This window comes from Ottowia caeni, assembly GCF_050821495.1.
In the GTDB taxonomy this organism is placed as follows: domain Bacteria; phylum Pseudomonadota; class Gammaproteobacteria; order Burkholderiales; family Burkholderiaceae_C; genus Ottowia; species Ottowia caeni.
Genome location: NZ_CP151080.1, coordinates 3,092,974 through 3,113,793, shown reverse-complemented (window position 1 = coordinate 3,113,793; position 20,820 = coordinate 3,092,974). Strand labels below are relative to the sequence as shown.

Here is a 20,820-nt window from a genome sequence, read left to right as displayed (position 1 = left end):
CAATGTTGGGCCTTGAAGCCATCAAAGCGCTGGGATTTGCCTCAGTGGGAAAGAACGTGCAAATCTCCGATCGAGCCTCGTTCTATGGTGTGGGCCGGATATCCCTGGGCAGCAACGTTCGCATTGACGATTTTTGCGTGCTTTCGGCAGGAGTCGGCGGGATATCTGTTGGCAACTACGTTCACATCGCTGTTTACTCGTCACTGATCGGCGCCGGAAAAATATCCTTGTCCGATTACTGCAATATCTCCTCTCGCGTAGCCATTTATTCGAGCAATGATGACTATTCGGGAGCTGCAATGACCAACCCGACCGTGCCCAGCGAATTCACTGGCGTGACCCATGCGGATGTTTTACTGGGCAAGCATGTCATCGTCGGCAGTGGCAGTGTCATCTTGCCCGGCGTCACTCTGGAAGAAGGCGTGGCCGTTGGCGCCTTGAGTTTAGTTCAAAAGTGCTGCCAGGCTTTTGGAGTCTATGCAGGCAATCCTGCGCGCCGCATCAAAGAGCGCAAGCGCGATTTGCTCGAATTGGAGCAACGTCTCATTTCAAGGGGGATTTAATGAAATTCAATCAAGCTGAGCTTGTTGGGTTAAATTCAATTGACGGAGTGAATTCTTGAAGATAGTTCACATTGGTCCTGATTCTCAGTTTATTCAATTTTTGTCAAGGGCATTTGAAGAGCTGGCACCTGGTGCCAATTTGTATCTAGTTACGGGTGCCTCACCAGCCGGAGATTTTCGCTATCCGGCTTATGGTGATGCCGCCAGCATCTCGGTACGTGGAAAAATGGGATTGGCTTCTATTCCATTTTATGTGCGTTCGGCTGATATGGTTGTCTCCCACGGCATGAATATTTATGCTGCTATTGCTTTTAACTTTGCTCCGCGAGCCGCTTTAAAAGTATGGAGTGGATGGGGGTTTGATTATTATGGAAACAGAGATGATCCCAATGCCGGCCTGCTGAAGTTGGCGACACGTTCGCTAGTAAAGGAGCAGCGTGCCAACGAGATTGGTTCAACTCGCGTAAAAAAAACTATTAGGAAAATAGCAGACTCTGCAATTGAGAATGCAGCGGGGAAAACTGATTATTTTTCAGCCCCAATTCCTTCCGATTTTCATGTTTTCAAGCGCAGGTATCTGAATTTCTCTGGAGAATACGTTCAATTGAATTATGGAAATGTATCGGAGACATTTTCGACGGGGACAAAAATGGGAGAGGGGTGCAACATATTGGTTGGAAATTCAGCATCTGCATCAAATAATCACTTGGAAGTATTCGATTTACTCTCTAGGCATGATCTAAGTGGTAGAAAAGTAGTTGTCCCTCTTAGTTATGGCGATTCCAGATATAGAGAGCGGGTGATTGCTTATGGTCGTGCTATTTTCGGTGAAGCTTTTCAGCCGCTTGTTGATTTTTTGCCGTTGCAAGAATACTCAAAAATTTTGGCGAGCTGCAATGTAGTAATTATGAATCATCTCCGTCAGCAGGCTTTGGGTAATATCGGATCAGCCATTTTTAATGGTGCTCATGTTTTTCTAGATCCCTCGAATCCTGTTTATGAGTTCTTGAAGGACAAAAAAGCAATCGTGTACACTACGGATGATTTAATAGCACGTCCGTTGCCGGTGGGTGGTTTGCCCGATTCTAGCTTGGCCTTGAATCGAACTGTGCTGGAAAGCTTCTGGGGAGAGGATAAAGTGCGGGCCAATGTAGGCCGCCTGATTACCAAGGTACGTGAGCGTCGATGCTCTAAATAACCGTGCTCAGTTGGGTTCTGATGACTCTGAACAAAATTATTGGCTTTGCACTCGGCCCTATAGCCGGTGCAGCATTTGGCCTAATCACCGTTCCAGTTGTTGCCTGGGCGTTTAGTGCTGACGACTTGGGACGCCTGAACATTCTTCAGGTGACTCAGTCATTTTGTCTATTGTTCCTTGTGCTTGGCCTTGATCAAGCCTATGTTCGTGAATACCATGAATCTAAAGATCGAGCAAGTCTGCTGAAAGCTTGCTTCGCGCCTGGATTTGTGCTGTTGGTTATCAGTTCTATACTGATAATCGGTTTCAAGACCGAGGTCGCACTGTGGCTTTTCGGTATGGCAAATCCCACTCTTTTTTGGTTAACACTTGCGAGTGTAATGGTTAGTTTTTCCTCGCGTTTTTTGTCCTTGATACTCCGCATGCAGGAGAGGGGGTTAGCGTTTTCATTGAGTCAAATCATTCCTAAAGCTTTGCTATTAGTGCTGATCGGAGTGATTGTGTGGATTGATCTGCCTCGCAATTTTTCAACCCTTGTTTGGGCTTTCCTTGCATCATTAATATCTGTAGCAGTTGTGTATATTTGGAATACACGGAGTCTACTCCGCGCGGCACTCAAATCAAATATTGAAAGAGAGCGGATTTATTATTTGCTGCGTTTTGGTGCTCCTCTAATATTCTCGGGTCTAGCTTATTGGGGCCTCTCTGCTACAAGCTCGGTTGCATTGAGATCCCTTTCCACTTTTTCTGAGCTAGGTGTTTACGCAGTTACAGTTAGTATAGCCGGGGTAGCAGCTATTTTTCAGTCTATATTCACGGTCGTTTGGGCTCCAATAGTTTATAAATGGGTCGCCGAGGGTGTTGATCCAGGGCGTATTGACAAGGTCGGGCGCCATGTACTTGGAGCGGTTTGCGCGATTTTTCTGGCATGCGGCTTGTTCTCGTGGATGGCTGAGTATTTTCTGCCGCCACAGTACTCAGCGGTCAAATACCTAGTCCTTTGTGCGATCGCTCAGCCTTTGCTCTACACCCTGTCTGAAGTAACGTGTGTAGGAATTGGCATCTCCCGCCGAACCATGTTGACCGTATGGGTAACGCTACTGGCACTTTGCGCTAACGTGTTGCTATGTTGGTGGCTAGTACCGTTGTACGGAGCGACTGGCGCAGTGATCTCTAATGCCGTTGCATACCTTGTGTTCTTCGTTGCCAGAACCGAAGCTTCCGCATACGTGTGGCGCCCGTTTCCTCGCGTGCGTTTGTATGTGTTCACGACAGGTGCTGTCGCATTAGCCGTGTTTACTGTTGCGCTCGGACCTTCAGCACCTATTCACTATTCAATCGTCTGGCTCGCGTTGACACCTCTGATTGCCTGGAGCTTCCGAGCAGAGTTGAAGGAGATGCTGACTACAGGCCGAGTCGCCTGGGAGCGAAGAACTCAGAAGGCAGGAAGGGCGATATGAGGTGCGCGAAGTGTTCTTAAGATTAGGTCAAAAACGGATAGGCTCGCTCGCCACTACCCGTCGGTCCGCCGCCGCCCTCTCCGAGTACCAGTTGCGTCCTATTCCCGACATGCCCGTTGATGTGCCCGGCACCCTAGCACGCGCTGCCCAATTAGGTCGCCCACTGGACATGGGCATGCCCGTATCCGTTTACCACCAGCGCCATGCATTGGTCTTAACCAGGCAAGAGAAAGCCTCGCAAGATTGCAGTGCACAGGTGCGCGATCCACTGCCTCACTTGTGTAAGAACGGTGCTTGCACTGCTGCGAACATTGCGGTGCCGCGCTACTACGATGACAACCACCTGAGCGAGGCTGGCAACCGGAATCTTGTGCCGTTGTTCAAGCGCGTGGTGGAAGTGAGGCCATCGTGAGTCACTGCGAGCGACACCGCAGGTTGGCTGCAAACCCTTCATCGGGGAAATTGCCAGAGCTTTCCCAAAACCCGAATAAATTATGAAAAAAATCGTCACCGTCTTAGGCGCTCGCCCCCAATTCATCAAGGCCAGCGTAGTTTCGCACGCCATCGCCCAGACCCCGGGCCTCACGGAAGTAGTGGTTCACACTGGCCAGCACTTCGACGCCAACATGTCTGACGTTTTCTTCGCAGAACTGGGCATGTCCAAGCCCGACTATTTCCTGAATATTCACGGCGGAACCCACGGCGCCATGACAGGACGAATGTTGGCTGAGGTTGAGAAGGTTCTGCTTGAGGAGAAGCCTGACGTGGTATTGGTTTATGGCGATACCAATTCCACCTTGGCTGGCGCGCTGGCCGCGGCTAAGATACACATCCCAGTGGCGCACGTTGAGGCTGGCTTGCGAAGTTTCAACATGGCAATGCCCGAGGAGATTAACCGGATACTCACGGACAATATCAGCAAAATCCTGTTTTGTCCAACTGAGACGGCCGTAAAAAATCTGCACAGCGAAGGATTCACAAAGAAACCGGTAAGCATTGCGCAGGTAGGAGATGTTATGCAAGATGCGGCCATTCATTTTGCAAATCGTTCCAAGATGCCCGAAATCGGCAATGTTGGCCAAGGTTTCGTGCTTGCGACTGTACATCGCGCCGAAAACACAGATAATCCGGAAAATATTCTTAATATTGCGAATGCAATAAACAAGATCCATCAGGAAATCGCTCAAGTAATACTACCATTACATCCTCGCACTCGAAACCTTATCCAAAAGGCGGGCATTGAGCTTAATGTGAAAATTATTGATCCTGTGGGCTATCTTGAAATGATCGGGCTGCTCCAGGAATGTGGACTGGTGTTGACCGATAGTGGAGGACTCCAAAAGGAAGCTTATTTCTTTGGAAAGCCCTGCGTAACCATGCGGGAGCAAACTGAATGGAGCGAATTGGTGGAAATGGGAGTCAATGTGCTTGTTGGCACAGATACAAAGATCATTATTAATGAAGTGAAGGAAAATATCGATCGGCAGATTGCCGACGACATGAGTGTCTATGGCGGGGGAAAAGCATCAGAGCGTATCGTTGAGAAGATTAAATCTTTGAGCCTTTAAATAAGATACGATCACTAAAAATTATAAAAATCAGTTCAGAATATGTAGAGCGAAATGAAAATAACACGTTTGACAAAGTATTTCGGTTTCTTATTCTTTCTGGTAGCAGGGGTTACTTGGGTTGCCGGAGAGGCTGGGCAGGGAGCCGAAGGGCGACTTGCATTGGCCGATCTAATAGGCGTTGGCATTATATTACTTTGGATATATTCTTCGCTTCATGATAAGCAGATGGCCATGAAACTGCCCGCACCATACCGTGCATACTTACCTCTCTTAATGATTTTTGCATTGGGGGTTCTCGCTGCTCGTTATCCAATGCTTGGTGCATTGGAGTTGTTGATTCACGTTTTTATATTTGTAGTAGCGATTGCACTCTTTAATTTATATAGTCGAATGCCTCCTGAAGACGCTGTGAAGTGGGTGCTGAACTCGGTTCTCTGGTCGGGTTGTATTCTTTCAGTACTTGGTCTCATCGATTTTTTCATATGGCCTTCTTTGTTTCCTGGATCGGGGAATGGATTGACTGGTACTTTTAGAAATACAGGGCAAGCCGGAGCATTCTTTGGAATGTATCTCGCTATTATTATTCCGGGTATTTTATCGGGGATCATTAAGCCAAAGTGGCAAAATATTCTGGCCACCCTAGCCATTTTATTCGCGCTAATTTTTACCTCAAAGAGGGCTGCTACGGTTGGATTGATTGCTGGTTTAATTTTTCTAGCGCTGAGCATGATGCTCTCCTCAAGCAAGCGCGATAAAAAATTGGGTTCAATTTCAGCATTTGTTATTTTAGTAATGGTTCCGTTGGTATATTTTTTATTCCAATGGGGACTCGAAAATATAGAAGGAATGGCGTGGCGCTTTGAGAAAAAATTTAATGATAATACAATGGAAGATTTTAGTGAAGGCTTTCTTGCTGAGAATATCGAAGCAACAAAGGCGGCGTTTCAAATTAACCCCATAATTGGGGTTGGTTTAGGAAATGTGGCAGGTATTATTACTCAGAAGTATGAAATACACAGTACTTATATGGCTATCTTAGGTAATAGTGGTTTACTTGGGGCGTTGGCGTATCTATTTTTCATGGCCGTTCATATCATTCAAAGCGTTAGATATGCCGGTGATAGCTATTTAGGAAGGTATTTAAGGTACTACCTACCTATGCTCATGGGTCTTGTGCTTGCGTGGGCCTACACCTACCACCTCCGGAAGCGAGAATTTTGGATTCTCTTTTTTGTTGTCACTCTCGTGGCTCACGGCGCGAAATTAATTGAATACAATAGAAGAGTTTCGACTCGGATGCGGTGAATAATGCTACATATCGTATCCTATAGTTTTCCGCCGGACAACGTCCCAGCCGCGCACCGTCCGGGACATCTTGTCCGCTACCTTGAGTCAATTGGTCATCCCTTTCGGCTTTACACTCGTCAAGTTAAAGAATTCGAAAAATCCCAGGTTGCATCACCGAAAGAAGACTCCGCGAATAAAGGGCGTTGGCATCATATTCTGATTACCATACTCCATCCTTTTATGGAGGTTGATAAGGCTTTGCCCTGGGGTGTTTCTATCCTGCCGGGTCTCTGGGTTAATCTGCTACGTGATTGGATACGCAACGGCAAGCGGCCAGACATATGGGCAACTAGCCCTGGAGTGACTAACTTATATATTGCGGGAATTGCTGCCTTGTTTAGCGGGAGCAGGCTTCATGTCGATTTGCGCGACGCTATAAGGGGAATAAATGGTAAGCCAATGCCATTTTTGACTTGGGTTACGCTTCGCTACGCATACAGTTGCAGTGTTGTTACTGACTCGTTAGCATTAATGGTCGAGAAGAGAGCGACGTTCCTTAAGCCGAAGGTTATTTACAATGGAGTTTCTAAAGACGCAGTTGAAGCTGCACAAGCGCATCCTCCAAAGGATCGTGGTTGGATCAAAATATCCTATGTGGGCGCCATTTATGGAGGTGAACGTCCATACAAATCAATGCTATCGGCATTAGGCGCTGCGGTTGAACAACTTGATAAGAATTGGGTTGGTATAGAACTGATCTTTGTGGGACGCGAAAACATATCTTCGGTTGTGAATGAATTTCAAACTGGCTCCTTCCGCATCGTTACCCGAGGCGAAGTCGATAAGAATGAGGCTCTATCTCTATCAGCAGTAAGTGACATAAATATAGTATTGATCGGAAGCGCGGAAGGGCATAGATGCGGAATTCCGTTGAAGGTGTTCGACCTCATCGGTGTTGGAAGGCCTATTTTTTATTATGGGCCTTTAGATGCAGACGGTTGCCTGTTCCTCCAGCGTTCGGCGCCGGAACATATTTACGTTTTAGATAGTGAAAACTCCACGCAAATGAATGCACGAAAGCTCGCCGATTGGTTGTCAAAGCAAGTAGGAGTTCCGACACGACCTGTCACGCAGCCTGATGCCGATACGCAGTCGAAGAAAATACTTCATTTATTAAGTTTGAGGAGTGACTTGGATTCAAACAGGACTTGAGGTGGAATTTATGCGATATCTGAAAGAAATTTTTCTCATGCTGCTCCGTTGGCGCTTGATTTTGGATGGTGTGCAATGCCAATCATCAGTACGTATCCGTGGCTACCCTTTGGTTCATGTGAATAAAAAGGCTAGAATTGTCCTGGGTAACCATGTGGTTCTTCAGTCCAAATCGCTGCGTTATCACGGTTTTATGCATTCCCCTGTCAAACTCCTTGCCGATGCTCCGGGGGCAGTGATTGAGGTAGGGGATGAGAGTAGGCTAAACGGTGCTTGCTTACACGCGGTTAAATACATCCGTATCGGTAAACGTTGCCTATTTGCATCAGGCGTACAAGTGCTGGATTCCAATGCGCATCGACTGTCTATGGATCAACCTTCATCTAGACTCCGGACAGTTGATGAAGGACGCCCGATAATTATTGGTGACGATGTTTGGCTTGGCCTTAATGTCATAGTTCTGCCCGGTACCCGCATAGGCGACGGCAGTATCATTGGTGCGGGTGTTATTTTATCTGGCGACATACCTGCAGGAAGTATTGTACGACCGGCACCTTATGTTATTGCTTGAAAGTTTAGCTTTTATAGGATATGGAAGTCTACATTTAGGTTTCAATTTTTTCGCCTCAAACGATTTTATTTTTTCAGTTTGCGCAAATAATTTTTTCTCTGTTGATTCGTTTATTATATGATTGGATAGCTAGATGCTGTACTAATATTCTGAATAAATGTTTAATATTTTTTTCTCATTTGCTTTATTGTTTTTGGTGCTAACTTGCCTGCCATGGCGCAAGATGGCGCTAAACCAGTGCTCTTAATAGGTAATGGTTATAGTCGGCATGAGAGGCAGGTAATAATTAAGAACATTCTGGAGCCGAAGGAAGTTACCTTCGAGAATGGTGGCGATTTTGTTTCAGCTGAAACCTGGGGAAAATACTCTCTTGTTATCGTAACACACGGTTTTGCTAAGATTAATTCAGAGGAGATTGGTTGGATTCGGGATTACGTAAGAAATGGCGGGAGGCTGATTATCACCTCTACAGCTCTGGAGTCGTTACGTAACTTACAAGGAGGCGATCGGGATTGGATCGGTGCTATAGGCTATCGTACCGTACCAAAAAGCGCAAAAAATTTTGCTTTAGTAGGGGACCTTTCCCAAACATTCCTGCCAGATTCAGAGAGCGCAGGATCGGTTTTTGGATTGACTTCTGGTTCATCACCCACAAGTCTGACTACTGCAGAGGCAGTGGTCACCCGAGACGGTGCACCCATTGTGTTTCGTAATCGCTACGGGCGAGGTGAACTCTGGTTTGTAGGTTTTGAGTATTTCCGCGTCTTAAATACTGAGAAATTAGCCAGCGCAAAGTTAGCTGTGGGAAAACCGGCTGAGAATTTTCTCGAGAAAATTATCTTCCAGGGTAAGGTGCAGAAGCGAAGTGAGCGCATTGCTGCAGGCTTGAGACGGCTAGGCAGCAATAAACCCATTGTATGGTGGCGAGATTTTACCCATGCACGCGGTGCATCATTTGCTGAGCCGCCTTATCCTGAGAAAGATGAAGGAGTGTCACTCATTCAGATTGATTTAGGCCTAAATGAATGGGAGTCTGTGCCATTTAATATTTCTAGTGTTGAGGCTGATGATAGATTTACCGTTACTGTAAGCGACCTTACCTCCGTTGACGGAAAACATAAAATTTCTGCCGAATCAGTCCGTTTGCGGCTGCAAGGCGTAGCCGCTTCGCATTTAACCGTCGGTCCATACTGGCTGCTTGAACTTTCCCGACGCGATGCACCCGCCGCTGCAAATTTTGACGTGCCATTTAAGGCTAACCAGTCAAACACACTCTGGTTGACTTTAAACACTTTCGGAACAAAGCCAGGGTTATATCGGGGACAGATACGCTTTAGCCAAGTTGAAATTAAACCAGTAGACCTGCTGGTGCAGGTTTGGCCGGTCGAACTTCCGGGTAGGGAATATTTTCAAGGCGAGGCCACTTTCATGTGGAGCAGCCTCATGAATGGAGAGAATGGTAAGTCCTATGATTTCCCTGAGTCGCCTGGCGACATGGAGGCGTTTAGGCGGCATATCCAGAATCTATCCGAGCACTATATAGCACTGAACATCGATAGCTCGTGGGCTGGGAGGTTTGGTGGTTCGGTTTCTTTAAAAAATGCGAAGCTAAAAAATTCGATAATTAGTCTAGAACAGGCCATCGAGTCTGGATTGATTAAAGAAGATTCTTTTCCTGAATTGGATCTGAGCTATTTTGATCCTTTTGTGGAAATACCTCTTTTGGCAGGGATGCCATATTTTCATTTTGCCTTTAAGAATCACGATAGTGCCTGGCTAAATTATTCGCGTGCAATCACTGGTGATAAGGAGTTGTCGGCGCTATCTCCGAGGCATTTGGCTGTTAAGCGTTGGATACTTGGGGAAATAGTTCGTTATCTTCGTGGAAAAGGTATTACACAAATCGTATCCTTTATTGCGGATGAAATTGCTCCCAATAAGATATCTGATGTATTACGGCGTGCACAGCTACTGCATGAGTTCGGAATCCGAATAGAGTTCACAGCAACAGGTGAAACTGGTCAAACTAGGGAGCACATTTCAAGGCTGGATCCTGCTATTGATCGCTGGATATGGAACGCCGCTGTCATGCCACAAGCGAAGGCGATTGTAAGTGCTGACAACTCCCCTATAGGCAAGGCGGATCAGCAGTTCACCTATGTTGCAGACTGGCACCGTGCGCCATACGTTTTCAATCGTACGCGGGGTGCCTTCAGCGCATATCACGGTCTGGACGGTCTTTTCATTCACGGCTATCTGCGTTGGTATCCTAACGGCGGTGCAGTATGGAAAACGCCTGAGGGGCCCATTGATACCGAAGGTTGGGAGGGTGCGCGGGATGGTATCGAAGACGCACGCTACTGGAAGCGTGCTCAATTCCTGCTCAATGCGGCGAAGAAGAACCCGAAGTTGGCCACACATGCTGCGCGAATTGAGCAGACGATGAGCCGCTGGGTGGCGCCCGACCCAAGCGCCTTTGTCGAGCTTGTGGATACTTCTTATCACATATATAGATTTCAAAGTCCGATATCCACATACGGGCGACTGCAGATGCTTAAGCGAGAACTGTTGACGTCGCTGGCATGGCTGGACGAGAACGTTCCTACACTAACTGATTTATCCTATGCTGGACTCACACTCAAGGACGCTCGCGACTCCACAGTCAGCGTTCTGGGGGATAGCGACGCTATCGAATCCTTTAACAGAACATTGGTCGCTCGCAATCTACCCCAGCTAAGTTCCAATACAGAAGGCCAAGTAAAGCTTGTATTCGGTACGCGCGGTCAGGTCCAGGATGTTCTAGGACAAGAATTTGCAGGTGATGTAAACCCCGCTCCGGGGCAGTACCATGTCGTGTTGAAAGAAAGAACGGTTGCCGTGATAGGCGGTGACAGTTCCGGCTTGCAGAAGGGCGCCAAGATTCTGGGGCAATTGGTGGAGAGTAGCGAAACACTAAATGCTATTGAAAATCAGCACTAATTGATGATTGACAAAAATTCGACCTATTTAACCTTTTTTAAAGTGGTTAATTGGGCTGCATTGGGATTCATCGTTAAGTATGTTTACTTAAGATAATTTTTAAGATTGAAGATAGATGTCAGGAATAAAAGAGAGGATATTTAATAATTCCCCTTTATGGATCAAGGGCGGGTTGCTTGGGGTCTACTCATGGTTGCATTCCGGTTCTAAGTATGGGCCGATCTACCAAGCCGAACTTGCGGCGTTGCGAAGTCGCGCAGTAATGGGTGCGAGTGATTTGAAAAAAGCGCAAGCTGATCTATTGGCGCAGTTTTTGAATTCAGTAAGAAGTACTAACTACTATTATAAATCAATGATGGATAGGAAGGGAGTAGATTTATATCAGATTGAAAAAGACCCAGTAGCCGCTTTACTTTCCCTTGATTTAATGGAGAAAGACTTTCTTAAGAGTAATATTGATCTTCTGACAGACTCCCCTATCGACATCGCTGGTGTTTCGCATACGAGCGGGACCAGTGGAAGTCCGATGAAAGTGCCGTACGAGGTGAGCGGCTATCAAAAGGCATTTGCTTATTGGCGCCGATTTTACGACGATATGGGCTTGCCAGATTCTTTCAGGAATGCGAGATTTTCAGGACGAGTTCTGCTTGGGAATGCCCGCAATCCTGATATATTCTGGGTGAATGATTGGTTTGAGCGTCGTTTATTTTTTTCTACTTATCACATGACGGATGATAATTTGTCGTTGTATGTAGCGAGGTTGAATAAATATCGCCCCCATCTGATTGATGGTTACCCCTCAGCGCTAGCTATTTTAGCTCGCTATATAGAATCCAGTGGGGAGCGGTTAACGTTTACACCGTTGGCTGCGGCCGCAACAGCAGAGACTCTGTTTGATGAAGATCGTGTGGTAATCGAGCGTGTCTTTGGCTGCAGGTTGTATAACCAGTACGCTTCTTCAGAAGGGGCTCCCTTTATTACTGAGTGTCGATCTGGTCGAATGCACTTAAATACTGATACTGGATACTTTGAATTTCTTGATCTGGAATCTGGGTCAAATGTTAAAGAACTCGTTGTCACAAGTTTCAGAAACCTTAAGCTGCCGTTAATACGCTATAGAATCGGTGATTCTGTACGTCTAGATTCCGAAGGTGCGGACCGCTGTACTTGCGGAAGTCGTTTTCCTACGATTGCCAATGTTGAGGGTCGAGTAGACGATCTGCTATATTCAACTGAAAGAGGTGCTATTGGCCGTTTAGACCCAGTATATAAGGGCGTTGTGGGCATTAAGCGTAGTCAGATAATTCAAGAAGACGCTGATGTTTTTACAATCATTATCGTTCCGGATTTCGAATTTAATCAATCTACGCTTGAGAAGCTTGAAGAAAATTTCAGAGCACGTGTTGGCTCGTCCGTGAGTTTAAGGATTGATGTCGTCGATGATATTCCATTGTCGTCGAATGGAAAGTTTCGATCTGTTGTCAATCGATCTTCGAGGCATCCGAAGTGAAATGAAGCAAATTTTTCTCCTAATCGCTAGTTACCCTGATTCGATTTTGACTTTCCGTGGTCCCCTAATCGTTGCCCTGCAGGCCGGTGGTCTACAGGTGCATGTGTGTGCCCCGGGCCTGCCACTTGGCAGTGAAGTTCGCGGTAAGTTGGAGGCCTGCGGGTTGACTGTACACGACCTTCAACTCCATCGGACAGGACAGAACCCATTTATGGATTTGCTTAGCTTTTGGTCTCTTTGGAGACTGATGCGGGGTGTTCGTCCTGAAATAGTAATGGGTTACACGATCAAGCCCGTTATATACGGTTCATTGGCTGCTTGGTTTGCAGGCGTGCCGCAGAGGTTTGCTTTGATCACCGGACTGGGGTATGCCTTTCAGGAAGGGCAGGCTCGTGGTGGTCTGCGTGCGCTGGTGCAGCGTCTATATGCCTTGGCACTTTCACGTGTGGAAAAGGTTTTTTTCAGAACCCAGATGACGAGTCGCTATTTCGGCGGCGCGGGTTGTTGGCACCAAGTGCTAACACTTGTGTGGTAAACGGATCCGGCGTGGATGTGTCTGCGTTCAGCGTTGTTCCACTGCCCGAAGCGCGGATCCAGTTCTTGTTGATCGCCCGCCTACTGGGGGCTAAAGGTGTCCGGGAGTATGCGCAGGCCGCGAAGTTGGTGCGGGCACATCATCCGGCGTCTCGCTTTGTGCTGGTCGGCTTCATTGATGACAACCCAGATTCCATATCGCAGTCTGAGTTGGATTCCTGGGTTGCAGATGGCACACTGGAGTTTTTGGGTCAACTCTCGGATGTACGTCCAGCTATTGCAGCGTCCAGTGTGTATGTGCTGCCCAGTTATCGCGAAGGCACACCACGCACGGTCTTGGAGGCTATGGCCATGGGGAGGGCAATAATTACCACAGACACACCAGGATGTCGCGAGACTGTGCTAGATGGAGACAATGGTTACCTTGTACCCGTTAAATCAGTCGATGCACTCGTGCAAGCCATGTCGCGGTTCGTGGAGGATCCGGGCTTGGCGGCTCGTATGGGTGCGCGCTCGCGCCAGCTGGCGGAGGATAAATACGACGTGCATAAAGTTAACAGCGTGATGCTGCGAGAGATGGGTATCTCAACGCGTTCCTCCGGCTTGGAAGCATAAGGAAAATGAAACGCCTCCTTGACTTGTGCTCTGCCCTGCTGGGCCTGATCATCCTGGCGCTACCGTTGCTGATCCTGATCCTGATGGTCCGCCAAAAGCTAGGTAGCCCCGCCTTCTTCCGCCAAAAGCGCCCCGGGATGCATGGCCGCCCCTTCGAGATGATCAAATTCCGGACCATGACCGATGAGCGTGGCCCTGATGGCGAGCTGCTGCCTGATGCAGTGCGCCTCACCCCCTTCGGCCGATTTTTGCGCTCCACCAGTCTGGACGAGCTGCCAGAGTTGTGGAATGTCCTCAAGGGAGACATGAGCCTGGTAGGCCCCCGCCCGTTGCTGATGGAATACTTGCCCCTATACACCCCCGAACAAGCCCGCCGTCATGAGGTGCGCCCAGGCATCACAGGCTGGGCTCAGGTGAATGGTCGTAACGCGCTGAGTTGGGAAGACAAGTTCAAGCTAGACGTCTGGTACGTAGACAACCGCTCGCTCTGGTTAGACATCAAGATTCTGTGGCTCACGGTCCGCAAAGTGTTGGTGCGCGAAGGCATCAGCGGGGCAGGGGAGGCCACCATGGGCAAGTTCACAGGCAGCGGCACCCGAACCTAAGGGCTCTCGCCAATCCAGTCAACCGCATCCCTCTAAATTGGGGTCAGAACACAATTCTTTGCTGGATCCCCTTCGCGAGGATGACGGGAAAGGGGATGCCTCGCCGGGGGGTGTATCGGCGCAGGTAGCTGAACCACCCCGCCCTGCGGGCACCCCTCCACAGAGGGGAATTGGTGAGCCGCCGTCGATGACTGACGGGGTGCTATGCAGTGGAGCCAGATGGTGTTCGTCTCTAGTTCCCCTCCGGTGGAGGGGTGGCAGGCGAAGCCTGACGGGGTGGTTTCTTGGGGAGCACCACACGCTGCATGTTCATTGGCTTTGACGAGGCGCTGGTGGGGGAGGTTGAACCACCCCGCCCTTCGGGCACCCCTCCGACGGAGGGGAATTGGTAAGCCGCCGTCGATACTGGCCTTTGCTCACCTTGGAGTGGCGTTAGCCGCGGGAGGCGCTTCGCGGCTAAAGCTTTTTTCAAAAATAAACCTTTATAAGTACTGGATATAATTTCAGTTTTGCACCCGATTCCCCCATGAGCGCCACGCCGCACGATGGCATTTACAAGCAGATTTTCAGTCATCCGCAAACGATAGAGGCCTTGCTGCGCGGCTTCATCCATGAAGACTGGGTGGATCATGTGGATCTGAGCACGCTGGAGAAGACCAACGGGCAGTACGTCAGCGAAGATCTGCAGCAACGCAGCGAAGATGTAGTCTGGCGCGTCAAGCTCAATTTACCTGAGGGCCGGCAGGAGTGGTTGTACCTGTACCTGCTCATCGAATTTCAGAGCAAGGTAGACCGCTGGATGGCCGTGCGGCTCTTGAGCTACGTGAGCTTGCTGTACCAGGATCTCATCAAGAGTGGCCAAGTCAAACGTCAGAAGTTGCCGCCGGTTTTTCCGATAGTGATCTACAACGGCGAAGCAAAGTGGTGGGCTTCGTTGGAGGTGGCTGATTTGATTGCAGCACCAAAGAGCCTGGCACGCTTTGCTCCGCGCTTTCGGCACCATGTGCTGGATGAGGGCCGAGTGCCCCGGCAAGAATTGGCCAGCATGGCTGATAATGTGTTGGCGTATCTCTTCATGCTGGAAACCAGTGCGCCGGACTCTGCTGCAGCGAAAGAGGCTACGAGCGGTTTGGCGCGGTACTTCAGTCGCACCGGTGCCGCGTACGATAGTCTGCGCCGAGCGTTTCTGGTGTTTTACCAGCGCAATGTGTTTTCGAAACTCAGCCCGGGTGAGACGATCGAAGAGATCAAGGATTTTCAGGAAGTCGAAGCTATGTATGCCACACGTTTTGATAAATGGAGCAATGAGCTGCTGCGCAAGGGTGAGCAGAAAGGCAAGCAGGAAGGCAAAGCCGAGGCTCTGTTTTGCCTGCTTACCCGCCGCTTCGGCCCATTGGGCGAAGTGATGAGTGAGCGGGTTCGCACTGCCAGCTCCGCTGAACTTGAGCAGTGGTTGGGCAACATTCTGGATGCTCGCACGTTGGACGATGTGTTCTGCTCGCACTGAGGCGTCGTTTATCCAAGAAAGGCCGCCTCGGTGCCACCGGCGACGGAACTGAGTTTTCCCGTTCCGCCAACGTTCAGTCAAATGTGCAGCACGAAGGCGAAGCGGGGTGCCGGGTTCCGGCGAGATGCCCGAGTTGACGTAATCCGATAGCTATTAAAACGAATGCTCAGCGCCTACCAAAGGGCGTTGAGCTTTTTTGTAAGAGGAAGAGGCAATTTTGATGCAGCAAGATTTGTACGCGGTGTATGGCGGCAGTGGCTGCGGGCGTGGAGTGATGCCGTTGGCGCGTCAGCAACTCGCACAGGCTGGCGTATCGCCAGAGCGTTTGGTCTTTGTGGACGATGCTCCTGGCCCAGAGAAAGTTAACGGCCAGCGGTTGTTGACCTATGCCCAGTTCCTGGCCGAGCCGGCTGCGAAACGTTACGCCGTGCTGGCCATTGCCAACAGCGTCGTGCGAGAGAAGCTGGCCCAGCGTTGTGAGCAAGACGGTGTGCGATCTTGGACGGTGGCCGCTGTCAACGTGGTGCGAATGGACGAAGTCTCGTTAGGTGAGGGCTCCATCCTCAGCCCCTTTGTTACGCTAACCAGCAACATCCGAATCGGCCGGCATTTTCATGCCAACCTGTACAGCTACGTAGAGCACGATTGTGTGATTGGCGACTTTGTTACTTTTGCGCCCGGTGTCCACTGCAACGGCAATATCGTGATTGAAGATCATGCCTATATTGGTGCTGGTGCAGTTATCAAGCAAGGCCAACCCGGCAAGCCGCTCATTATTGGTCGTGGCGCAGTTGTGGGCATGGGTGCGGTGGTGACCAAAAGTGTGCCTGCCGGGGTTACGGTGGTGGGGAATCCGGCAAGGGTGATGGGGTGACGGTCTAAAGGTCTGTACATTCTTGGCCGCCAGGGGCAGCTTGGCAAATACTTGCACCAGGTGGCCTTTGGTTCTGTCTTGCATACGGTTCAAGATTCATTCGCCGGTTCCCATGCGTCTCGCGAGCTGACTGCACCCGAAGGTAGCTGCAAAAACACAGAGCATGCACAGCCGCGCAGAATCATCGAGTTCCACACTTACGCCGCTCAAGACGGTGGATTGCACGATGAGCAGGATCGCCGAGAGGCTATGGTAAGAATCAATGTGGCTGATCGCTGGCCCGTTGCGGTCGATGCGACTCGGCACCTTGCCCAGTATTCCGGTGCCGGGGCGAAATGGGCTGAAGTGGAGCCTTACATGCATTGCCTGTTCGACTTAGCAGACGACCGCCGGGATGCCTCGCCGGGGGATTTGTATAGGCGCCGGTAGCAGAACCACCCCGCCCTTCGGGCACCCCTCCACAGAGGGGAATTGGTTAGCTGCAGTCGAAGACTGACGGGGTGCTATGCAGTGGAGCCAGATGGTGTTCGTCTCTAGTTCCCCTCCGGTGGAGGGGTGGCAGGCGAAGCCTGACGGGGTGGTTTCTTGGGGAGCACCACACGCTGCATGTTCATTGGCTTTGACGAGGCGCTGGTGGGGAGGTTGAACCACCCCGCCCTTCGGGCACCCCTCCGACGGAGGGGAATTGGTAAGCCGCCGTCGATACTGGCCTTTGCTCACCTTGGAGTGGCGTTAGCCGCGGGAGGCGCTTCGCGGCTAAAGATTTTTTCAAAAATAAACCTTTATAAGTACTGTAGATAATTGCAGTTTTACACCTAACTCCCTCCATGAGTGCCACGCCGCACGATGGCATTTACAAGCAGATTTTCAGTCATCCGCAAACCATAGAGGCCTTGCTGCGCGGCTTTATTCATGAAGACTGGGTAGCGCATGTGGACCTGAGCACGCTGGAGAAGACCAACGGGCAGTACGTTAGCGAAGATCTGCAGCAACGCAGCGAAGATGTGGTCTGGCGCGTCAAGCTCAATTTGCCAGAGGGCCGACAAGAGTGGTTGTACTTGTACCTGCTGATCGAATTTCAGAGCAAGGTAGACCGCTGGATGGCCGTGCGACTCTCAAGAACGTGTTCACGATCTCCTCGCGGGTCCGTTGCGCCCGAAAAACCGCGTCTGCGGCGTTGAAAATCCTCGCGATACCACGAGGTATCCCTGCGTTTTTCGCCTTGCAGCCGCAGCCTTTCGAACACAACAGCCCTCGCGCAGAGATCGTAAACACGTTCTAACCTACATCCGCCTGCTGTACCAGGATCTGATCAAGAGCGGCCAAGTCAAACGTCAGAAGTTGCCGCCGGTGTTTCCGATAGTGATCTACAACGGCGAGGCCAAGTGGTGGGCTTCTTTGGAGGTGGCCGATTTGATTGCGGCCCCAAAGAGCCTGGCACGCTTTGCTCCGCGCTTTCGGCACCATGTGCTGGATGAGGGCCGAGTGCCCCGGCAAGAATTGGCCAGCATGGCTGATAATGTGTTGGCGTATCTCTTCATGCTGGAAACCAGTGCCCCGGACTCTGCTGCAGCGAAAGAGGCTACGAGCGGTTTGGCGCGATACTTCAGTCGCACCGGTGCCGCGTACGATAGTCTGCGCCGAGCGTTCCTGGTGTTTTACCAGCGCAATGTTTTCTCGAAACTAAGTCCGGGCGAAGCGATCGAAGAGATCAAGGATTTTCAGGAAGTCGAAGCTATGTACGCCACGCGTTTTGATAAATGGAGCAATGAGCTGCTGCGCAAGGGTGAGCAGAAAGGCAAGCAGGAAGGTGGGGCGGCCCTATTGCTCCGCCAGCTCACCCACCGTTTTGGCCCGCTTGGTGAGGCCATGAGTGAACGGGTGCGCAGGGCAAGTTCTGCTGAACTGGAGCAGTGGGCGGAGACCATCTTGGATGCACGCACACTGGACGATGTGTTCCGTATTCACTGACTTGGCTTCTGACGTGTAGCCAAATGGCCACGGCGGTTCGACTGCCGGGGCTATTTTTTAGGGTGGAACAGTCTCGTGCCTTCAAAGGCCATCCTGAGTGGGGGTGAGGATTCGGGGGTGGTGAGGCGGCAGGGGCGTGCTGAACCACCCCGCCCTTCGGGCACCCCTCCGACAGAGGGGAATTGGGAAGCCGTCGTCGACGAATGACGGGGTGCTATGCAGTGGAGCTAGATGGTGTTCATCCCTAATTCCCCTCACGTGGAGGGGTGGCAGGCGAAGCCTGACGGGGTGGTTTCTTTGTGAAATACCAAGCGCTGCATGTCCTTTACTTTTAACGACGCTGGTGGGGGGCTGAACCACCCCGCCCTTTGGGCACCCCTCCGACGGAGGGGAATTGGGAAGCCGTCGTCGATGAATGACGGGGTGCTATGCAGTGGAGCTAGATGGTGTTCATCCCTAATTCCCCTCACGTGGAGGGGTGGCAGGCGAAGCCTGACGGGGTGGTTTCTTTGTGAAATACCAAGCGCTGCATGTCCTTTACTTTTAACGAGATGAACCAACCCGCCCTTCGGGCACCCCTCCGACGGAGGGGAATTGGTGGGCTGCAGTCGATGACTGACGGGGTGCTATGCAGTAGAGCCAGATGGTGTTCATCCATAATTCCCCTACGGTGGAGGGGTGGCAGGCGAAGACTGACGGGGTGGTTTCTTTGGGAAGCATCAGGCGCTGCATGTCCTTGGCCCCCTTAACGAGGCGCTGGTGGGGGGCCGAACCCCGCCCTTCGGGCACCCCTCCGACGGAGGGGAATTGGTAAGCCGCAGTCGATGTTGTCCTTTGCTCACCTTGGAGTGGCTTTAGCCGCGAGAGGCGCTTCGCGGCTGAAGCTTTTCATGGGAAAAGAGGTCTTTATAAGTACTGTATATAATTTCAGTTTTGCACTCGATTTCCCCATGAGCGCCAATCTACGCGATGAGATTCTCAAGCAGAGTGCCCGGCATCATTTGACCCTCCGAACGTATGCTCTGTGGTCTTTCCTTCGCGCCGAGTTTTACGTTCTGGATGTTCTTGTATAAAATTTTATACAAGAACATCGATGGAGCAACACAAAGAGGTACGGTGGGTTGGGTCTTCCTATGAGGATCTGCTGAGGTTTCCGGAAGATCCGCGTCGCGACGCTGGTTTTCAGTTAAGGAAGGTGCAGGCGGGTCTGGAGCACGATGACTGGAAGTCATTTCATGAGGTGGGTTCAGGTGCGCGAGAGATTCGCATCCGGGATTCCAGCGGCATATTTCGGGTGATGTACGTCGCCAAATTTGAGGAGGCTGTGTACGTGCTGCACTGCTTTCAGAAGAAAACACAAGTGACAGCCAAGAAAGACAAGGACATTGCAGAAGCGCGCTATCGTGCCGTGGTCAACCTAAGAAAGGCCGAAAAATGACAATCGATACTGAAATCCGTCATGTGACGAGGCCAGGTGCAAATTTGTTTTTGGAATTGGGGTTTTCTGAGGAAGAGGCTCTTAGACTGCTGGCGGCATCTAAACAAGAGATTAACGATGCTCGTCTTCTCAAGGAGCAGCTAATGTCAGAATTGGCCGAATGGATCGCAGAGCATCATTTGAAGCAGGCCGAAGCAGCCGAGATTCTGATGGTGTCTCGTCCACGCGTTTCTGATGTGGTGAATAAGAAGACGTCTAAGTTTACGATCGATTCCCTGGTCGGAATGCTAAGCAGAGTAGGCAAGCCGGTTCGTTTGGCGATTGAGTAAGCGGTGGTCTGAATTCTCTTTATTGCCTGGGAACCACACCGTTGTGACGCGTAAGCTCATTGAATCCCTGTGCGGAGACTTGGCTGCGCTCCAAGAGGTTGTAGCCATCGATAAGGTGACTATGCGCGAGTTAGATGCCATCTGCCCGTCTCCAGTGCGGGAGTTCAGCGCCACCGACATCAAACGGCTGCGTCAGAAATTGAAGTTCAGTCAGCCGGTATTCGCATTGCACCTGCACACCACGGCGTCGACGGTGCGCAAGTGGGAGCGAGGTGATACACACCCTGCCGGACCGGCCCTCAAATTGCTCAATGTAATTGCTAGCAAGGGTCTGCAGGCAATCCTCTGATCTAAGCTCCATTCCGTATAGAGGTGAGGAGACGCGCAAGTGGGCACAAGCGGACTGGCGACAATACTTCAACCGTTACGGTGCAGTTTGGCCTTGCCCTTTAACGAAGCGCTGGTGGGGGAGGCTGCACCACCCCGCCCTTCGGGCACCCCTCCACAGAGGGGAATTGGTGAGCCGCCGTCGATGACTGACGGGGTGGGGGTAGCTTGGGCCAGATGGCATTTGAACCCAATTCCCCTCTGGTGGA

The 20,820-nt window shown here is 50.5% G+C and carries 20 protein-coding genes; all 20 read left to right on the top strand.

Going from position 1 to position 20,820, the window contains the following annotated elements:
• Positions 1-5: 5 nt before the first annotated feature.
• The 20 genes from AAAK34_RS14750 to AAAK34_RS14655 all read left to right on the top strand — a co-directional run bounded on the left by AAAK34_RS14750 (position 6) and on the right by AAAK34_RS14655 (position 20,573).
• Entirely contained in the window at positions 6-563 is a 558-nt protein-coding gene (locus AAAK34_RS14750) for an acyltransferase (protein ID WP_431777436.1), read from the top strand.
• A 55-nt stretch (positions 564-618) separates the two neighbouring features.
• The gene (locus AAAK34_RS14745; RefSeq protein WP_231697483.1) at positions 619-1,761 is read left to right on the top strand and encodes a TDP-N-acetylfucosamine:lipid II N-acetylfucosaminyltransferase; all 1,143 of its coding nucleotides are present in this window, start codon (positions 619-621) and stop codon (positions 1,759-1,761) included.
• 20 nt (positions 1,762-1,781) lie between these two features.
• A complete protein-coding gene (locus tag AAAK34_RS14740) occupies positions 1,782-3,221 on the top strand; it encodes an oligosaccharide flippase family protein (protein ID WP_231697482.1) in 1,440 nt (479 codons plus the stop codon).
• 10 nt (positions 3,222-3,231) lie between these two features.
• Positions 3,232-3,633, top strand: a complete 402-nt coding sequence (locus AAAK34_RS14735) for an SGNH hydrolase domain-containing protein (RefSeq protein ID WP_431777435.1) — start codon at positions 3,232-3,234, stop codon at positions 3,631-3,633.
• 82 nt (positions 3,634-3,715) lie between these two features.
• On the top strand, positions 3,716-4,789 hold the full coding sequence (gene wecB / locus AAAK34_RS14730; protein WP_431777434.1) for a non-hydrolyzing UDP-N-acetylglucosamine 2-epimerase: 1,074 nt from the start codon (positions 3,716-3,718) through the stop codon (positions 4,787-4,789).
• A 54-nt stretch (positions 4,790-4,843) separates the two neighbouring features.
• The gene (locus AAAK34_RS14725; RefSeq protein ID WP_231697480.1) at positions 4,844-6,097 is read left to right on the top strand and encodes an O-antigen ligase family protein; all 1,254 of its coding nucleotides are present in this window, start codon (positions 4,844-4,846) and stop codon (positions 6,095-6,097) included.
• A gap of 3 nt (positions 6,098-6,100) precedes the next feature.
• A complete protein-coding gene (locus AAAK34_RS14720) occupies positions 6,101-7,291 on the top strand; it encodes a hypothetical protein (protein WP_231697479.1) in 1,191 nt (396 codons plus the stop codon).
• Positions 7,266-7,862: an acyltransferase gene (locus tag AAAK34_RS14715; RefSeq protein ID WP_231697478.1), complete on the top strand. Its 597-nt coding sequence runs from the start codon at positions 7,266-7,268 to the stop codon at positions 7,860-7,862. Before AAAK34_RS14720 ends, AAAK34_RS14715 begins: the two co-directional genes overlap by 26 nt.
• Before the next feature lie 213 nt (positions 7,863-8,075).
• Positions 8,076-10,841, top strand: a complete 2,766-nt coding sequence (locus tag AAAK34_RS14710; protein ID WP_431777433.1) for a hypothetical protein — start codon at positions 8,076-8,078, stop codon at positions 10,839-10,841.
• 115 nt (positions 10,842-10,956) lie between these two features.
• The gene (locus tag AAAK34_RS14705) at positions 10,957-12,351 is read left to right on the top strand and encodes a hypothetical protein (RefSeq protein WP_231697476.1); all 1,395 of its coding nucleotides are present in this window, start codon (positions 10,957-10,959) and stop codon (positions 12,349-12,351) included.
• Complete coding sequence (locus AAAK34_RS14700; protein WP_431777432.1) at positions 12,272-12,886, top strand: glycosyltransferase; 615 nt, start codon at positions 12,272-12,274, stop codon at positions 12,884-12,886. The genes AAAK34_RS14705 and AAAK34_RS14700 overlap by 80 nt, the downstream gene beginning before the upstream one ends.
• Positions 12,880-13,500: a glycosyltransferase gene (locus tag AAAK34_RS14695; RefSeq protein WP_431777431.1), complete on the top strand. Its 621-nt coding sequence runs from the start codon at positions 12,880-12,882 to the stop codon at positions 13,498-13,500. The genes AAAK34_RS14700 and AAAK34_RS14695 overlap by 7 nt, the downstream gene beginning before the upstream one ends.
• 5 nt (positions 13,501-13,505) lie before the next feature.
• Entirely contained in the window at positions 13,506-14,105 is a 600-nt protein-coding gene (locus AAAK34_RS14690; RefSeq protein WP_231697474.1) for a sugar transferase, read from the top strand.
• Positions 14,106-14,631: 526 nt separating this feature from the next.
• Entirely contained in the window at positions 14,632-15,612 is a 981-nt protein-coding gene (locus AAAK34_RS14685; RefSeq protein ID WP_231697473.1) for an Rpn family recombination-promoting nuclease/putative transposase, read from the top strand.
• A gap of 220 nt (positions 15,613-15,832) precedes the next feature.
• Positions 15,833-16,486, top strand: a complete 654-nt coding sequence (locus AAAK34_RS14680) for a NeuD/PglB/VioB family sugar acetyltransferase (RefSeq protein ID WP_231697472.1) — start codon at positions 15,833-15,835, stop codon at positions 16,484-16,486.
• An 827-nt stretch (positions 16,487-17,313) separates the two neighbouring features.
• Complete coding sequence (locus AAAK34_RS14675) at positions 17,314-17,667, top strand: Rpn family recombination-promoting nuclease/putative transposase (RefSeq protein ID WP_231697471.1); 354 nt, start codon at positions 17,314-17,316, stop codon at positions 17,665-17,667.
• Positions 17,636-18,457 carry an Rpn family recombination-promoting nuclease/putative transposase gene (locus AAAK34_RS14670; RefSeq protein ID WP_231697470.1) on the top strand — a complete coding sequence of 274 codons (822 nt, stop codon included), beginning with the start codon at positions 17,636-17,638 and terminating at the stop codon, positions 18,455-18,457. The genes AAAK34_RS14675 and AAAK34_RS14670 overlap by 32 nt, the downstream gene beginning before the upstream one ends.
• Before the next feature lie 1,093 nt (positions 18,458-19,550).
• A complete protein-coding gene (locus AAAK34_RS14665; protein WP_231697469.1) occupies positions 19,551-19,895 on the top strand; it encodes a type II toxin-antitoxin system RelE/ParE family toxin in 345 nt (114 codons plus the stop codon).
• Positions 19,892-20,224, top strand: coding sequence for an XRE family transcriptional regulator (locus AAAK34_RS14660; RefSeq protein WP_231697468.1), 333 nt, complete (start codon positions 19,892-19,894; stop codon positions 20,222-20,224). Before AAAK34_RS14665 ends, AAAK34_RS14660 begins: the two co-directional genes overlap by 4 nt.
• A 43-nt stretch (positions 20,225-20,267) precedes the next feature.
• The gene (locus AAAK34_RS14655; protein WP_231697467.1) at positions 20,268-20,573 is read left to right on the top strand and encodes a helix-turn-helix domain-containing protein; all 306 of its coding nucleotides are present in this window, start codon (positions 20,268-20,270) and stop codon (positions 20,571-20,573) included.
• Positions 20,574-20,820: the final 247 nt, after the last annotated feature.

Excerpts from the sequence above, each read along its gene's own strand:
- AAAK34_RS14740 (WP_231697482.1), top strand. The coding sequence starts at position 1,782 with ATGACTCTGAACAAAATTATTGGCTTTGCACTCGGCCCTATAGCCGGT.
- wecB (WP_431777434.1), top strand. The coding sequence starts at position 3,716 with ATGAAAAAAATCGTCACCGTCTTAGGCGCTCGCCCCCAATTCATCAAG.
- AAAK34_RS14725 (WP_231697480.1), top strand. The coding sequence starts at position 4,844 with ATGAAAATAACACGTTTGACAAAGTATTTCGGTTTCTTATTCTTTCTG.
- AAAK34_RS14720 (WP_231697479.1), top strand. The coding sequence starts at position 6,101 with ATGCTACATATCGTATCCTATAGTTTTCCGCCGGACAACGTCCCAGCC.
- AAAK34_RS14710 (WP_431777433.1), top strand. The coding sequence starts at position 8,076 with ATGGCGCAAGATGGCGCTAAACCAGTGCTCTTAATAGGTAATGGTTAT.
- AAAK34_RS14705 (WP_231697476.1), top strand. The coding sequence starts at position 10,957 with ATGTCAGGAATAAAAGAGAGGATATTTAATAATTCCCCTTTATGGATC.
- AAAK34_RS14700 (WP_431777432.1), top strand. The coding sequence starts at position 12,272 with ATGTCGTCGATGATATTCCATTGTCGTCGAATGGAAAGTTTCGATCTG.
- AAAK34_RS14690 (WP_231697474.1), top strand. The coding sequence starts at position 13,506 with ATGAAACGCCTCCTTGACTTGTGCTCTGCCCTGCTGGGCCTGATCATC.
- AAAK34_RS14685 (WP_231697473.1), top strand. The coding sequence starts at position 14,632 with ATGAGCGCCACGCCGCACGATGGCATTTACAAGCAGATTTTCAGTCAT.
- AAAK34_RS14680 (WP_231697472.1), top strand. The coding sequence starts at position 15,833 with ATGCAGCAAGATTTGTACGCGGTGTATGGCGGCAGTGGCTGCGGGCGT.
- AAAK34_RS14675 (WP_231697471.1), top strand. The coding sequence starts at position 17,314 with ATGAGTGCCACGCCGCACGATGGCATTTACAAGCAGATTTTCAGTCAT.
- AAAK34_RS14665 (WP_231697469.1), top strand. The coding sequence starts at position 19,551 with ATGGAGCAACACAAAGAGGTACGGTGGGTTGGGTCTTCCTATGAGGAT.
- AAAK34_RS14660 (WP_231697468.1), top strand. The coding sequence starts at position 19,892 with ATGACAATCGATACTGAAATCCGTCATGTGACGAGGCCAGGTGCAAAT.